The organism is Acuticoccus sp. (assembly GCF_965213555.1).
Taxonomy (GTDB): domain Bacteria; phylum Pseudomonadota; class Alphaproteobacteria; order Rhizobiales; family Amorphaceae; genus Acuticoccus.
The window spans coordinates 217,089-231,530 of record NZ_OZ243890.1 but is presented as its reverse complement, the minus strand read 5'-3'; the positions used below and the strand labels follow the sequence as shown (position 1 = coordinate 231,530).

General features: G+C 70.5%; 15 protein-coding genes and 1 pseudogene. 3 read left to right on the top strand and 13 right to left on the bottom strand.

The genetic code is table 11. The features are described from left to right. The first annotated feature begins 64 nt into the window (after positions 1-64). Together ACOOE8_RS01315 and ACOOE8_RS01310 are read left to right on the top strand one after the other, a co-directional pair. Positions 65-685: a hypothetical protein gene (locus ACOOE8_RS01315; protein WP_420393110.1), complete on the top strand. Its 621-nt coding sequence runs from the start codon at positions 65-67 to the stop codon at positions 683-685. A 57-nt stretch (positions 686-742) separates the two neighbouring features. Next, positions 743-1,165, top strand: coding sequence for an HIT family protein (locus ACOOE8_RS01310; protein WP_420393109.1), 423 nt, complete (start codon positions 743-745; stop codon positions 1,163-1,165). Here ACOOE8_RS01310 and ACOOE8_RS01305 read toward each other — a convergent pair. The 5 genes from ACOOE8_RS01305 to ACOOE8_RS01285 form a co-directional block, all read right to left on the bottom strand. Then, positions 1,158-1,514 carry an AzlD domain-containing protein gene (locus ACOOE8_RS01305; protein ID WP_420393108.1) on the bottom strand — a complete coding sequence of 119 codons (357 nt, stop codon included), beginning with the start codon at positions 1,512-1,514 and terminating at the stop codon, positions 1,158-1,160. The two genes, ACOOE8_RS01310 and ACOOE8_RS01305, sit on opposite strands and share 8 nt — an antisense overlap. After that, positions 1,511-2,254, bottom strand: coding sequence for an AzlC family ABC transporter permease (locus tag ACOOE8_RS01300; RefSeq protein WP_420393107.1), 744 nt, complete (start codon positions 2,252-2,254; stop codon positions 1,511-1,513). The genes ACOOE8_RS01305 and ACOOE8_RS01300 overlap by 4 nt, the downstream gene beginning before the upstream one ends. 336 nt (positions 2,255-2,590) lie before the next feature. Further along, the gene (clpA, locus tag ACOOE8_RS01295; RefSeq protein ID WP_420393106.1) at positions 2,591-4,990 is read right to left on the bottom strand and encodes an ATP-dependent Clp protease ATP-binding subunit ClpA; all 2,400 of its coding nucleotides are present in this window, start codon (positions 4,988-4,990) and stop codon (positions 2,591-2,593) included. 10 nt (positions 4,991-5,000) lie between these two features. Beyond that, complete coding sequence (gene clpS / locus ACOOE8_RS01290) at positions 5,001-5,399, bottom strand: ATP-dependent Clp protease adapter ClpS (protein ID WP_420394589.1); 399 nt, start codon at positions 5,397-5,399, stop codon at positions 5,001-5,003. A 238-nt stretch (positions 5,400-5,637) separates the two neighbouring features. Beyond that, positions 5,638-6,567 carry a phosphotransferase family protein gene (locus tag ACOOE8_RS01285; RefSeq protein ID WP_420393105.1) on the bottom strand — a complete coding sequence of 310 codons (930 nt, stop codon included), beginning with the start codon at positions 6,565-6,567 and terminating at the stop codon, positions 5,638-5,640. Between the two features lie 185 nt (positions 6,568-6,752). Between ACOOE8_RS01285 and ACOOE8_RS01280 the strand changes: the two genes are divergently transcribed. Beyond that, positions 6,753-8,624, top strand: a complete 1,872-nt coding sequence (locus tag ACOOE8_RS01280) for a serine hydrolase (RefSeq protein WP_420393104.1) — start codon at positions 6,753-6,755, stop codon at positions 8,622-8,624. 68 nt (positions 8,625-8,692) lie between these two features. Here ACOOE8_RS01280 and ACOOE8_RS01275 read toward each other — a convergent pair whose 3' ends face one another. The 8 genes and pseudogenes from ACOOE8_RS01275 to ACOOE8_RS01240 form a co-directional block, all read right to left on the bottom strand. Continuing rightward, complete coding sequence (locus tag ACOOE8_RS01275; protein ID WP_420393103.1) at positions 8,693-9,547, bottom strand: DnaJ domain-containing protein; 855 nt, start codon at positions 9,545-9,547, stop codon at positions 8,693-8,695. Then, positions 9,544-10,269 carry a VWA domain-containing protein gene (locus ACOOE8_RS01270; RefSeq protein WP_420393102.1) on the bottom strand — a complete coding sequence of 242 codons (726 nt, stop codon included), beginning with the start codon at positions 10,267-10,269 and terminating at the stop codon, positions 9,544-9,546. Before ACOOE8_RS01270 ends, ACOOE8_RS01275 begins: the two co-directional genes overlap by 4 nt. A 308-nt stretch (positions 10,270-10,577) precedes the next feature. Beyond that, positions 10,578-11,261, bottom strand: a pseudogene (locus ACOOE8_RS01265) (IS5 family transposase); the annotation flags it as partial. Between the two features lie 590 nt (positions 11,262-11,851). Beyond that, a complete protein-coding gene (locus tag ACOOE8_RS01260) occupies positions 11,852-12,346 on the bottom strand; it encodes a DUF1178 family protein (protein WP_420393101.1) in 495 nt (164 codons plus the stop codon). Continuing rightward, positions 12,343-13,275: a carbon-nitrogen hydrolase family protein gene (locus tag ACOOE8_RS01255; protein WP_420393100.1), complete on the bottom strand. Its 933-nt coding sequence runs from the start codon at positions 13,273-13,275 to the stop codon at positions 12,343-12,345. The genes ACOOE8_RS01260 and ACOOE8_RS01255 overlap by 4 nt, the downstream gene beginning before the upstream one ends. 2 nt (positions 13,276-13,277) lie before the next feature. Continuing rightward, complete coding sequence (grxC, locus tag ACOOE8_RS01250) at positions 13,278-13,544, bottom strand: glutaredoxin 3 (protein WP_420393099.1); 267 nt, start codon at positions 13,542-13,544, stop codon at positions 13,278-13,280. A gap of 74 nt (positions 13,545-13,618) precedes the next feature. Beyond that, complete coding sequence (locus tag ACOOE8_RS01245; protein ID WP_420393098.1) at positions 13,619-14,029, bottom strand: ComF family protein; 411 nt, start codon at positions 14,027-14,029, stop codon at positions 13,619-13,621. Beyond that, positions 14,029-14,424, bottom strand: a complete 396-nt coding sequence (locus ACOOE8_RS01240) for a double zinc ribbon domain-containing protein (protein ID WP_420393097.1) — start codon at positions 14,422-14,424, stop codon at positions 14,029-14,031. Before ACOOE8_RS01240 ends, ACOOE8_RS01245 begins: the two co-directional genes overlap by 1 nt. Between the last annotated feature and the right edge of the window lie 18 nt (positions 14,425-14,442).

Sequence of the window (14,442 nt, the reverse complement as noted above, 5' to 3'; positions counted from 1 at the left end):
TCATCGCGGAATGATCGTCTCGGTCCATGTCCCCAAGACCGCCGGCTCTCGCTTCGCGGCGAGCTTGGCCGCGCGACACAGCCGCCGGCTCGCGCTCTACTACGGACCCGACGACGCGCGCACCCATTCGCTCGCGCGACGGGCGGCGTCGGACTTCGACGCCGACATGGTCCGCGCGCTCGAGCGGGCGGGCATCACGGTGCTGCACGGGCACTTCCGGGTGGACGCGTTGGCCGCCGCGGTCCCCGATCCAACGCGTTACTGGATCTGGTTCCGCGAGCCGGTGGAGCGGACGATCTCGCACTACCACTTCGTCAGCAAGGGCGGGGCCGATCATCGGCTGACGCGGGCCATCGCGCGGGACGGCCTGTCGCTGGAGGGCTTCGCCGCGCTGCCACGCATCGCGCGCTTCCAGTCGACCTACGCCGCGCCGTTCGCGCTGGCGGAATTCGGCTTCGTCGGCGTCAGCGAGCTCTTCGCACCGCTCGCCGCGACGCTCGGGCTTCCGGCCGCAGCCGGCGGACGCGGCAACGCGAACCCGGCCAAGCCAATGATCGACCGAGCAACGCGCCGAGCGCTGGTGCCGCTCCTCGCCGACGACCTCGCGCTCTACTCCGAGGCGCTGGAGCTCGCCATGCGTCGCACAGCAGAAGGGCGTCGGCGCCGCTGGCTGCCTTGGCGTTGAGCCTTGACCCACCTCAGTCGCGCCGCGCTTGATGAGCCTCCTTGAGAGGGGACGCGCATGACCACCTACGACCCGGACAACATCTTCGCTAAGATCCTACGCGGGGAGGTGCCGTCGCAGACGGTCTACGAGGACGAGGCGACCCGCGTCATCATGGACATCATGCCCCGCTCCAAGGGCCACTCCCTCGTGCTGCCGAAGGCACCGTCGCGCAACATCCTCGACATCGCGCCGGACGACCTTGCCGCTTGCATCCGCACGGTCCAGCGGGTCGCGCGCGCCGCCAAGACGGCGTTCGAGGCCGACGGCGTCTCGATCCAGCACTTCGTCGAGGGCTCCGGCGGGCAGATGGTCTTCCACACCCACTGGCACGTTCTGCCGCGCTTCGAGGGCGAGGCGCTGCGCCCGCACACCGGCGAGGTCGCGCCGAAGGAGGATGTTGAGGCGCATGCCGCGCTCCTGCGCGACGCCCTCAGGTGAGGAGGAGCCAGCCGCCGACGAGGACAACCTCAGCAGTGAGGATGCCGAGCGCGAGGCGCTGGCCGAGCGCGAGGTAGACGGCGAAGCCGGCCACCACGGCGCCGACACGCAGCGCCACCGGGGTCTCGCCGAGCGCGCCTGACGGCGACAGGACGAGCTTGGCGACGACGCTTGCGACGAGCGCGGTCGCCACGGCCTTGATGAAGGTGAAGAGCTCCGAGTCGTCGTCGAGCCGCCCGGCCATGAACACGCCGAGCCAGCGCCAGACCTGCGTGGGCAGGGCCGCGCCGATCAAGATCCCCAGGAGGATACCGACCTCGGCGAGCGCGGGCGACGTCTCAGGCGTCACGGCGAGCTCCGACGGCGCAACAGGCGCGCCGTGACGTAGGCGAGCGTTCCCCCCACGACGCCGGCGACGAGGAGGTCGAGCTCGGGGACGAGGGTGGACGCGACCGGTCCGAGCACGAGGCCGAAGCCGAGCGCCCAGCGGTCGGCATCGAGGCGGGCCGCTCCCCACAGCGCCATCAGGAAGTAGTTCGGCGTCAGGAACACCAGGGCGGCCCCGACGAGCGCCGGGACGGCGCCCAGCAGCGTGTGGCTGAGCGCCACCAGGACGACGTTGGCGAGCATCAGCGCGGTCCCGAAGCCGACGAAGTAGGGCAGGCGCGCATCGCGCTCCAGCGCGGGGAGCCGGCTCATGGCAAACACCCACGACGTCACGGCGACGAACCAGGACGCGGCGAGGAGGCGCCAGCGGGACGTGCGCGTGCCCCGTACCATGGGGGTCCACGCCATGAGCATGGGCATGAAGCGCACCGACGACAGCGCGACCGCGAGGGCAACCGCAGGCAGCGACGCTCCGGAGCCGACGATGCCCACGAAGACCACCTGCGCCGGCAACGCCCAGACGGTCACCGTGATGAGGACGGTCTCGACGACGTCGTATCCCGCCTCGCGGGCGAGCGCCGCGAAGCCCACCTGCGCCGCGAGAAGGACCACGGCGGGGAGGGTCGCGACCTGTCGCGCGCCTCGCCAGAACCACGTGCGGGCTCGGACGCGAAGGTGGGCCTCGGCTCCCCGTGCTGTCATCGCACCCGTCTGCACCGCGTCGCCGGGACCGCCGCGCCCGGCGAGCGGAAGGCGCCCCGTGCGACGCTGCCGGGATGCGCAGGCTCGATTCTGCGTCCGCAACCTCCCCCGGCGCAAGGGAACAGCGTGCGCGCGACGCGCAAGTGCCTGTCGCCGCACCGCCTCGTCACTCCCGCGCCACACGCGACGCTAGAGGACACGGGATGCTGGCGACACGCGCGCCGGTCGACCCGACGAGCGGCTCGCGTCAGCTCCCGACGACGCCGGTGGTTCACAGCATCGGCGCGCGATCAGCCGCGGACGCTGTGAGCCATCACAATCGGGGTAGGGTCGGCGTCAGCTCGACAGGGGGACGCGGGGGACGCGCGAGGAGCCGGGGCCGGACGTCGGCTCCGGGTCGGGAGCGTCGTCGTCGTCCGGCTCGTCGTCCTCGCCGGGGGTGCGCGACGGCGCCGAGGGGTCGGCGATCGCCTCGAGCTTGAGCTTGCGCACGCCCTCCTCGTCGGTCTCGACGCTGACCTTGACCGTGCCGCCCTTCTTGAGCTCGCCGAACAGGACCTCGTCGGCCAGCGGCCGCTTGATCTGCTCCTGGATGACGCGGCCGAGCGGGCGGGCGCCCATCTTCTCGTCGTACCCCTCTTCGGCGAGGAACGCGACGGACTCCTCCGACAGCTCGAAGGTGACGTTGCGGTCGGCGAGCTGGGCCTCGAGCTGCATGACGAACTTCTCCACCACGCGGTGGACGACATCCGCCGGCAGCGGGTTGAACGGCACGATGGCGTCGAGCCGGTTGCGGAACTCCGGGGTGAACAGGCGGTTGATCGCCTCCTGGTCCTCGCCGGTGCGCCGCGCCCGGTTGAAGCCGATGGGGGCCTTCGCCATGTCGGCGGCGCCCGCGTTCGTCGTCATGATGATGATGACGTTGCGGAAGTCGACCTTCTTGCCGTTGTGGTCGGTCAGCTTGCCGTGGTCCATGACCTGCAGGAGGATGTTGAACAGGTCCGGGTGCGCCTTCTCGATCTCGTCGAGCAGCAGCACGCAGTGCGGGTGCTGGTCGACGCCGTCCGTCAGCAGACCGCCCTGGTCGAAGCCGACGTAGCCAGGAGGCGCGCCGATGAGCCGCGAGACCGTGTGGCGCTCCATGTACTCGGACATGTCGAAGCGCAGGAGCTCGACGCCCATGAGCTCGGCGAGCTGGCGCGCGACCTCCGTCTTGCCGACCCCGGTGGGGCCCGAGAACAGGTAGGAGCCGATGGGCTTGTTGGGTTCGCGCAGCCCCGCCCGTGCCAGCTTGATGGCCGACGACAGCGTCTCGATCGCCGCCTCCTGGCCGTAGACCACGCGCTTCAGGTTGGTCTCGATGGTCTGCAGCACCTCCGCGTCGTCCTTCGACACGGACTTCGGCGGGATACGCGCCATCGTGGCGACCGTCGCCTCGATCTCCTTCACCCCCACCTGCTTGCGGCGCTTGGCCGGCGCGAGCAGCATCTGCGAGGCGCCGGTCTCGTCGATGACGTCGATCGCCTTGTCGGGCAGCTTACGGTCGTTGATGTAGCGGTGGGACAGCTCCACGGCGGTCTTGATCGCCTCGTTCGTGTAGCGGATCTGATGGAACTCCTCGTAGCGCGGCTTGAGACCCTTCAGGATCTCGATCGCGTCCTCGACGTTCGGCTCGGCCACGTCGATCTTCTGGAAGCGACGTACCAAAGCACGGTCCTTCTCGAAGAACTGGCGGTACTCTTTGTAGGTGGTCGAGCCGATGCACTTGATCGCGCCGGAGGACAGCGCCGGCTTCAACAGGTTGGAGGCGTCCATCGCGCCGCCCGACGTCGCCCCGGCACCGATCACGGTGTGGATCTCGTCGATGAACATGATGGCGCCGGGGTACTCCTCGATCTCCTTCACCACCTGCTTGAGGCGCTCCTCGAAGTCGCCGCGGTAGCGCGTGCCGGCGAGGAGCGCGCCCATGTCGAGGGCGAAGATGGTCGAGCCGTAGAGCACCTCCGGCACGTCGTTCTCGACGATGCGCTTGGCGAGTCCCTCGGCGATCGCCGTCTTGCCGACGCCGGGGTCGCCCACGAACAGCGGGTTGTTCTTCTGGCGGCGGCACAGGACCTGAATGGTGCGGCGCACCTCGTTGTCCCGGCCGATGAGGGGGTCGACCTTCCCCTTCTTCGCCTTCTCATTGAGGTTGATGCAGTAGGCCTCGAGCGCGTCGGTCTTGCGCTTCGGTCCGGACCCTTCGTCCTGCGGCATGTCTTCCTCGGCCTCGCGGCTGCGGTCGGAGCCGCTGCCCGCGCGCTTGGCGATCCCGTGGCTGATGTAGTTGACGGCGTCGTAGCGCGTCATCTCCTGCTCCTGCAGGAAGTATGCCGCGTGGCTCTCGCGTTCGGCGAAGATGGCGACGAGCACGTTGGCTCCGGTCACCTCCTCACGGCCCGAGGATTGGACGTGGATCACCGCGCGCTGGATCACGCGCTGGAACGAGGCGGTGGGCTTGGAGTCGTCGTCGCCATCGACGACGAGGTTGTCGAGCTCGGCATCGATGTACTCGGCGAGCTCGCGTCGCAGCCGGTCGAGGTCGATGTTGCAGGCCTTCATCACCGCCGCGGCGTCCTGATCGTCGACCAACGCGAGGAGGAGGTGTTCGAGCGTCGCGTACTCCTGACGACGTTCGTTGGCGGCGGCGAGCGCCTGGTGCAAAGCCTTTTCTAGGCTGCGGGAGAATGACGGCACGACTCGCTCCTCACTTCTTCTCCATCACGCACTGGAGAGGATGCTGATGCTTGCGGGCAAAGTCCATCACCTGCGTCACCTTGGTCTCCGCGACCTCGTAGGTGTAGACGCCACACTCGCCGACGCCATGATGATGAACGTGTAGCATGACACGGGTGGCTTCTTCCCGATTTTTCTGAAAGAACCGCTCGAGGACGTGGACGACGAACTCCATCGGCGTGTAGTCGTCGTTGAGCAGGAGCACCCGGTACAAGTTCGGGCGCTTCGTCTTGGGCTTCGGCCGGGTGACGACCAGGGTGCCAGCGTCCGAGCCGCCGGTCCCGCTGTCCTTATCCGTGTCCCGGTCCGGCCCGGCCCGGCCCGGCCCGCGCACCAACCGTCCGACTGTCGCCGCATCGAAGCCGGTCATACGTCGCGGTGCCGCCTGGTCCCGTACGCTGGTCATGAGCGCCATCCTGAAACGTCGAGGTTCTACGCGCAAGCTGCGCCATGGTGCAGGATCGTGGCCCGCAGCGAGCCGTCGCGGCGGCACGCTCGTGTCGCTCGTCGGAGGATGTGGAGCGTCGAGGCATGCTTGGTAAGGCCCACGCGGAGCCGCGCCGAGGCCGGTGCCGGGCTTCCAAGGTCGGGCGGGTCCCGTGCGGCCTTCAAGCCATCGGCCTCGTGCCTTGCCCGAGGGCTGCCAGGCGAGCCCGGTGCCGCTCCAGCGCGGCCACCCAGTCGGTCAGCGCCCAGACCCGCGTCGCCACGTCGTCGCGCTCCTTGGCGACCTCGACAAGGCGCAGCACGATGTGGATCGCGAACACCCTGTCGAGGTCGACGCGCACTCCGGTGATGTCGCGGTAGCGCACGACCACGCGATGGGTGAGATCGGGCGCCACGAAGCTTGGGTAGGACAGGTCGGTATGCCGCGGCCCGAGCCCGGCGTTGCCGAAGTCGAACAGCCCGACGAGCCGCTGAGCAGCGTCGTCGTAGGCCATGTTCCAGCCATGGGTGTCGAAGTGGCCGAACACCGCGCGATCGGGCGCCTGTGCGGCGACGTCGCCGATGACGTCGGCGGCGAGTGCGGCGAGCGGCGCCTCGAGCCGCGGTCGAACCGCCTGCCACAACGCGTCCGCGCCCGGCCATGGGGGCGTGCGCCCGATGCCGGCTGCGGCGACCTCCTTCGCGGGGACGGCGTGGGCCGCTGCGAAGGTTCGCGCAAGGATGTCGGCAAGCCGGTCCCGGGACGCATCGTCGAATGCCTCGTAGTTTGCGGGGTCGACGGGCCGGCCGGGGACCCTGCGATGGACCGTGTAAAGCACCGGTGATTCGCGCAAGGTCAGAACCGGGACGCTGAGCGGCGCATGGCGAGCGAACAGCGCCGCCGCCGCCGGCTCCCCGCGCAGCCGCTCACAGGCGGCCTTGGTGCGCGGCACGCGCACGATCCAACCCTCGGCTTCGCCGGCGAGGCAGTCCCATCCATCAGACAGGATCCGGTGGGGTCCACCGGCACGGTCGGGGAACTCCGCTGCGAGGGCAGCCGCGAGCGCTGCCTGCGTCTCTGGGCTGCCGCGGATCGGGGTCAACGGAATCACTGAGGCCCTCCGCCGAGCCGGACACCCTTGCGTTGTGGAAAGCTTCGATCCAGATGGCCCGCCTACAACCGGATTAACCAGGTCGGTTGATCATGGCGTAACCCATGCGAGCGCACCTTGGCACGCGTGTTCGTCATCCCTGCCGGCGGCGGCGTCCTGCCGATGCCGGAGCGCTGAAGGCCCGTATGCACGTCCAACTTCCCCCGTTCGGCCGTCCCTGCTACGTCGCGATCCTCCTCGGCATCCTCCTCGGTGCGTTGGCGCTCGCCACGCCCTCCAGCGCGAACCCCAAGTATGCCGGGCTGGTCGTCGACGTCATCGCCGGCAAGCCGCTCTACGAGGAGCAGGCCGACGCGCCGCGCTACCCGGCCTCGCTCACCAAGGTGATGACGCTCTACATCGTGTTCGACGAGCTCGCCGCAGGCCGCCTCTCCCTCGACACACGCCTCACGATGTCGAAGTACGCCAGCGGGCGGCCCCCGTCGAAGATCGGCATCCCACCCGGGGGAACGATCAAGGTCCGTGACGCGATCAAGGCCCTCGTGACCAAGTCGGCGAACGATGTCGCAGCGGCCATCGCGGAGAACGTGTCGGGCTCGGAGCCCGCCTTCGCGCGGCGCATGACCGAGACCGCCCGCGGGCTTGGGATGAACCGCACGACGTTCCGCAACGCCTCCGGCCTGCCGCACGGCGAGCAAAGGACGACCGCGCGGGACATGGCAAAGCTCGGCATCGCGATCCAGCGCGACTTTCCGCAATACTACGGGGTGTTCCAGACGCGCACCTTCACGTTCGCCAACCGCCACTTCGGGAACCACAACCGGTTGCTCGGCAGCGTGAAGGGCGTTGACGGCATCAAGACCGGCTACATCCACGCCTCCGGCTTCAACCTCGTCACGTCGGTGCGGCGGGACGGGCGCCACATCGTCGCCGTCGTCATGGGCGGGCGCACGGGAGCCTCGCGCAACAGCCACATGACCGAGCTGGTCGAGCGCCACCTGCCGCGGGCCTCGCGCGGCACGCCGATGGCCTTCGCCGCGTGGTCCGATGCCGACCGGCCGCCGATCCCCGGACGCCGGCCGACCCTTGCGACGCGCTTCGCATCACGCCTCGACACCCGCGGAGGGGGCGATCCCATCGCCTCCGTCATGGCGTTCGCGGCGGAGACGCGCGCCGCGGTCGGGGCGGACGCCCTCGACGTGACGCCCTCGGTGGCCGCCGGCGCGCTGCGGGCGGTCATCGCATTGGCCGAGCCGAGCGATGTGAGGCCAGCCCCCTCCGCGCTCCCCAACGCGTACGACGTGGGACGACGCGAGGCCGCGGATGCCGGACGGACTGCGCCCGTGCGCACGGCGGATCCGATGGGGGACGAGCCGATCGAGGCCGCGGCGCTCGAGCGTGCGGCCTGGGAAGCCTCCGCTGCAGCAGGTGGCGGTTCGCGCTTCGCCGACGCCTTCGAGGCCTTCGGGTCGTCCGATGAGCACGATCCACTCGTCGCCGCGATCGAGCGTGCAACGGTACCCAGGAGCGGGATCACCATCATCGCCATGGGCTCGGCGCCGAGGGTGCTCGGCGAGCACGAGGTAGCAAGCCTTGCCCCGCTGGAACCGCTCCTGCGACGGGCGGTGGCTGGCCGCCTGCGCGAGTCGGTCCGAACGCCACGAGGTCATGCGGCCAAGCGCGAGCGCTCCGTCACCGCGGATCGCACCGCGGCGACGGCGACCCGTGCCGACGCGACGGCAAGCCCGACGGAAGCACCCTCCGTCGCCGCAGCGACACCGGCCACGGTTCGAGCCACGGCCCAGGTGCCGGACGGCCCGTGGCAGATCCAGATCGGCGCCGTGCCGTCGGAGGCGGCAGCCCGCAGGCTCCTCGCCGCCGCCGCTCGCGCCGAGCCAGCCATGGGCAAGCGTGCGCGTGTAACCCTGCCCGTCGCCACGGCGAGGGGCACGCTCTATCGCGCCCGCTTCGCGGGCTTCCGCACCCGCGCGGAGGCCCAGTCGGCATGCAAACGCTTCGCTAACCACGACCGACCATGCTGGGCGGTATCGATGTAACGCACCGGCGCTCCTAATGAGTGGCGCGCTGGCCTGCGCCATTTGCGAGTGGACCGATGAGCGTTGCCTCACCTTCGTCGCACGAGGACGTCCTTGGCCTCATTGAGCTTGGCCGCCAGAAACGTGGAACCGCCCTGGTCGGGGTGGACCTGCTTCATCAAGCGGCGGTGCGCTGCGCGCACCTCGGCCTCGGACGCGCCGCGCTCGAGGCCGAGCACGTCGTAGGCCTCGTCCTCGCCCATCGCGCCGCCGCCAGGGTCCGCGCCGCCCGCGCCGCCCGCGCCACGCGACCGCGCGTGCGCGTCGGCCTCGTCGTCGTCGCGCCAACCGGGCTCGCGCCGGTCGAGGTAAGCCTCGACGAGGAGTAGGCTGTCCTCCTCACGCCCCCCCGCATCGCCGATCCCTGCAAGGTCGCGCCGCAGCGCGTAGAGCTCGGCAAGGGACAGGCTCCCCAGCGTGCGCCCGGCGAAGCGGCCGCGCCGCACGGTTGCGTCCATCTCGCCACTATCGTGGTCGAGCCGCGCGTCCAGCGAGGCGGTGCGCACCGAGGATGCTCGCCCGGCCGAGCGCGCGCGTGGATCGCCGCCGAAGCCCCCCTGCGGCGATCCGCCGAACGGACCGGCGAAGGGTCCGCCGGTGCCGAACGGACCTGCCCCGCCGAACGGTCCCGCACCGCCGAACGGCCCCGTGCCTCGGGCGTGCCCACGCAGTCGGCCGAGCCCGGCGGCGATCAGGCTGCCGCCGAGGAGCAACTGCCCACGCAGGAGGAGCAGGAGGCCGACGAGGATCAGCCCGACGCTGCCTCCGGTGCGCACCGTGCGAGCGAGCGTCGCGGGGTTCGCGTGGGCGAACCACCTCGCCGCGGCAAGCATCGCCACCAGCAGGATCAGCCCCGCGATGAGGGGCAGCAGCAGGACGATCACGACAGCTTCTCGAGCAGCAGTCGCGCTCCACCATCCCCCCCTCGCGAGCGGTCGGCGAGCGCCCTGCGGCCGCCGGCGGCGTAGACCGCGACGGCCCTCAGGAGCCGCGCGAGCTCGCCGCCCGCCGCGTCGTCGAAGGTGAGGTGCGCGCCCCGGGACAGCCGCGCCATCTCGGCGAACGCCTGGGAGGCCGCGGGGTCGCGTCGCTCCTGGAACAGGAAGATCGGCACCTTGAGGAGGCCGAGCTCGCCGGCCCTGTCGCACAGGAGGTCGATGTCCTCCTCCACGGCATCGCCGATGTAGACGAGGGCCTGTACGGGCGCCCTCCGAGTCTCCTCGATGGCCCGCGCCAGCACCTTGCGGATCTGGGTGAGCCCGCCGCGGCACGTGATGCCGGTCATCAGCTCACCGAGCCGGCCGCCGTCCGACACCCACTTGGAGGCGCGGCACTCGCGGAACCCGCGGAAGTAGACGAGCTGGATGTCGAGCCCGCCGACGGAGGCCGCCTCGGCGAACATGCCCGCTTGGACCTGGCAGGCGCGGTCCCATGTGGGCTGCCGGCTCATGGTGGCGTCGAGGGCGAAGATCAGCCGCCCGCGCCCGCTCACCGGCGGCGCGGTGGCGCGCGCCCGCGCCAGGAACGCGTCGATGTCGCCGCGGCTCGAGGCTGCCGGCGTGCGGCCCTCGGCCGGAGCGGGAGTATGCACCTTGTCCTTGCTCACGTCAGAAAGATAAGTCGCACGCGCCCGCTCGCCACGGGGCGTTTCGCCCCGCCGGCTGCAGATGTAAGTCCGGCCGGCGCTGGCCTGCGTCCGCGCCTCGATCCGACGATCTGCGAAGGAGATCACGATGGGCCGAAGGCACTCCTATCCGGACGACATGCCAGGGGGGAGGCCCGTCCATCGCTGCCGAAGGCGCGGGTGATCCTAACCCGTTCCCATCCCTCGAACCGCCCTCCGAACCATCCCGTGCGGATCTTCGTCGGGCGCCTACGCCAAGCCTTTTTGGTCAGGTCCCCAGGGCCGCGGACTCACTTCGCGGCGATCCAGGTGCGGATCGCTGCAAGGGTGATGGCGGCGCGGACGTTGTCAGGCCGGCGATCGGACCGCGTGGCGATGCAGCGGAAGCTCTTGGTCCGATTGACGAACCACTCGACGAGCTGGCTCGGGGTAAAGGCGGCGGCTGAAGGCGAACGTGTTCTTGCTGATCACGCGTGGCGGGATGGGGGCCCACGCGCCGCCTCCGCTCGCGTGCGCGCGGATCGCGTTGGCTCCCTATGCCCGGTCGGCGATGAGGATGGAGGCTGGCGCGAGGCCGTCGATCAGGCCGAGGCAGCCGGTGCGTCGCGGCCAGTCCGCGCGTCAGCGCGAGGCGAAGGGTCGTCCCTCGGGATCGACGAGGGCGTTGATCTTCGCGGTTAGGCCGCCGCGGGAACGGCCCATGCAGCGTTCGTCCCCGCCCCCCTTTGCAAGGCGGCGTCGTGCTGATGGACGCGCACGCATGAGGCGTCGATCATGACGATGTCCCCGTCATAAGCTTCGGCTACGGCGGCCAGGATGCGGTCCCAGATGCCCTTCGCCCGCCATCGGACGAAGCGGTTGTAAAGCGTCGTGCGTGGTCCGCAGCGCTCGGGCACGCCCCAGGGCGACCCGGTCCGGAACCGCCAGAGGATGCAGTCGATCACCCGTCGGTCCTCCACCTGAGGCACGCCCCTTCGTCGGCAAGAACGGCTGGATGATCGCCCCCCAACATCGCGTCGCTCAAATGGTGCCGGTCCATGTCGCTCCCTGCGTGAACGAGGGCAGACCAAAGCCGATGAGATTTGACCGATCGTTGATGGGGACGCGGCCGAGGCCACGCGAAGCCCGCGTCAGGGGGCACGCGGATGGCAGCTCGCGCGCCATGACGAGGCTGCTGAAGAGGATGCAAGGGGCGCCGCGGGAGACCAAGCGCCAGTTCGTCAACGACAAGGTCCCTGTGGATGGAGGGCGACCGGTCGTGGGGCGGGTGCTTTAGCCGTTGCCCATCGGCCCCGGTGCCATCGACCAGAGGTCGCGCGACCACCAACGCTGGCGCAGACCCGACAAACGAGGCAAACAGACGAGGCAAGGGGGCGGGCCGATTGCTTGCTGGTCTCCGGCGCGGATCGACAGCCGACGAGCGCCTGCCCCGCAGCGCGTCGCTGCCTCGAGCGCACTGCGGTTGCCGCCGATCCGCGCCCGCGTCGCAGCACCGTCTTCGACTGTGATTCGGCGTCCTTGCGCTCGGCGACCCTTGTTTACGCTCACTCGAGGCGTTCCAACGCTAGTTGCGCTCGTCGGGAAGCATAGGCAGGGGGATGATGTCGATGCCCTCCTCCAGGAGGGCTCGTGCCTCGTGAAGGTCCGCCTCGCCGTAGATGCCGCGGTGCTCGGTCTCACCGTAGTGCATCCGGCGCGCCTCATCGGGGAAGCGGCGACCGACGTCGACGCCGTGCGCCTTGGCAGCCTCACGCACGCTGCGCAGGAGGGCGCGCAGCTTTTGTGCCTTCTCGTCCAGCAGGGCGACGGTCGCCGGCGGTCCGTCCGACGCGAGCGGCGGCGCCGGTGCGTCCGCGGTCGGTGCGTCGTCCGCCTCGACGGCGTGGGCGCGCGCAGGACCGACGACGGCGGGCGCCATCAGCGCGCGGTCGACCTCGGACGAGCCGCAGACCGGACACGCGAGCTGTGCGCTGGCGCGCTGGCGGTCGAATGCCGTGGACGAACCAAACCAGCCCTCGAAGCGGTGGTCGTCAGGGCAGCGCAGGGCGTACCTGATCATGACGCGCGACGCAGCCCCGGCGCGGCCGCGGACGGCCTCTGTGCCTCTTCCGGTCCCGCCCCGCGGTCCTCCTGGGCGTAAGCGATGGGCACGCGCTCGTCGCCGACGTCGACGGCGCGGGTCGCGTGGCGCACGGTGAAGGGCCTGCGCGCTGAAAGAACCGGGATCTGCCCGCGCATGCGCTCCACCAGCGACAGGTCGAGGTCGGCGACGATCACGGACGGCGTGTCGGTCGCCTCCGCGAGGACGTCGCCCCAGGGAGCCACGATCATCGAATGCCCGTAGGTCTTTCGGCCATCCTGGTGCAGTCCCTCCTGCGCCGCCGCGATCATGAAGGCGCCGTTCTCGATGGCCCGGACGCGCAGCAGCGCGTGCCAGTGGTCCCGCCCGGTGGAGGCGGCGAAGGCCGACGGCGCGGTCAGCACGGTGGCGCCGGCGACCGCGAGCTCCTCGTAGAGGCGGGGGAAGCGCAGGTCGAAGCAGATCGTCATGCCGACCTTGGCCCCGCCGACGTCCACCAGCACGACGCCGTCGCCGGCGGTGTAGGTGGCGCTTTCGCGGAACGTCTCGCCGCTCGGGAGCGCGACGTCGAACATGTGAATCTTGTCGTAGCGCGCGACGACCTCGCCCTCTGGGTCGATCATGAGGCCGCGGTTGCGCCAGGCTGCACCGTCGCGGACGGCAAGGGAGCCGATGTGGACCGTGATCGACAGCTCGGCCGCCAGCGCCCGGAGCGCGGCGAGGGTGACATCCTCCCGCTCGGGCACGATGAGCTTGGTGGCGGCTGCACGGTCGCGCTGGACGAAGTTGGTAACTTCGGGGGTCTGCACGTAGGTCGCGCCGCGGCCGGCCGCCTCGCGCACCAGGCGCACCACGGCGTCCCGGTTCTCCTCGGGGCTCGCGGTGGAGCGCAGCTGAACCGCGGCCACCCTCACCGCCGCACCTCGCCGGCGAGCGCGGCGTCGAGCTTGCCGGACCGCTCGAGGGCCATCAGGTCGTCGCAGCCACCGACGTGACGCTCGCCGACGAAGATCTGCGGGAAGGTCCGCTTGCCGCTGCGCTTCATCATGGTCTCGCGTTGGGAGGGGTCACGGGTGGCGTTGTGCTCGACGAGGTCGACACCCTTCGCCTCCAAGAGGCGCTTGGCCTGCGTGCAATACCCGCACAGGTCGCGGGTGTAGATTTCGACGGTGACCATCTCGCCCCTTCCCGGCACCGAACCCGACATGGAATGTCAGATAGACATGAACACCCGGCGAACAACCTGCGCCCTTACGCTGGCTCCCGGCTTGCCGGCCGAATCACCTTGGCGAACACGGCGAGGCGCACCGCGCGGGCGCCAGCGGCCGACAGGGCGAGCGTGAGGGCGTCGGCGCTCGCCCCGGTCGTCAGCACGTCGTCGACGATGACGACCGTGCGTCCTTCGATCGCTGTGCGGTCGGCGACGCGGAACGCGCGCTCGAGGTTCTCCGCCCTCGCCTCGCGCGAAAGCCCGACCTGCTGGCGCGTGGAACGGACGCGACGCACCGCGAACCGGTTCACAGGCACGCCGACGAGGTGAGAGAGCGCGTCCGCGAGGAGGACCGCCTGGTTGAACCTGCGGGTGACGAGGCGCCGGTAGTGCAGCGGCATGGGCACGAGCACGTCCGCGCCGTCCGTGACGTCGGCGCAGGCGCCCGCCATCACCGCGCCATCAGGGCGGCGACGCCGGGCACGTCCTGGTACTTGAGTTGGTGGACGAGGCGCTGGCTCATCGGGCCGAACACCGCGGCTGCGCGGGTCTTATCCGGCAGCGGATGGTTCCAGGAGAGCTCGCGGGAGCGCGCCCCCGGCCCGGCGTCGTAGGCGAGCGGCGTTCCAGTGACGTCGCACAGGGGCGGCACGATGAGCTCCAGCTCGCGCCAGCACGGGCCGCACAGGGTGCGTGGGTCGATGAGCGGACGCCGGCAGCCGAGGCAGAGCGCCGGCACGAGCGCGTTGAGCCCCACCCGTCCCAACGCACCGACGCAAGCCCGGATGGCCGTACGCCTTGGAAGGGGGGCGGGGATCTCCTCGACGATCATCGTCCTCAGTACCACGACGGACTTGCAACTCAA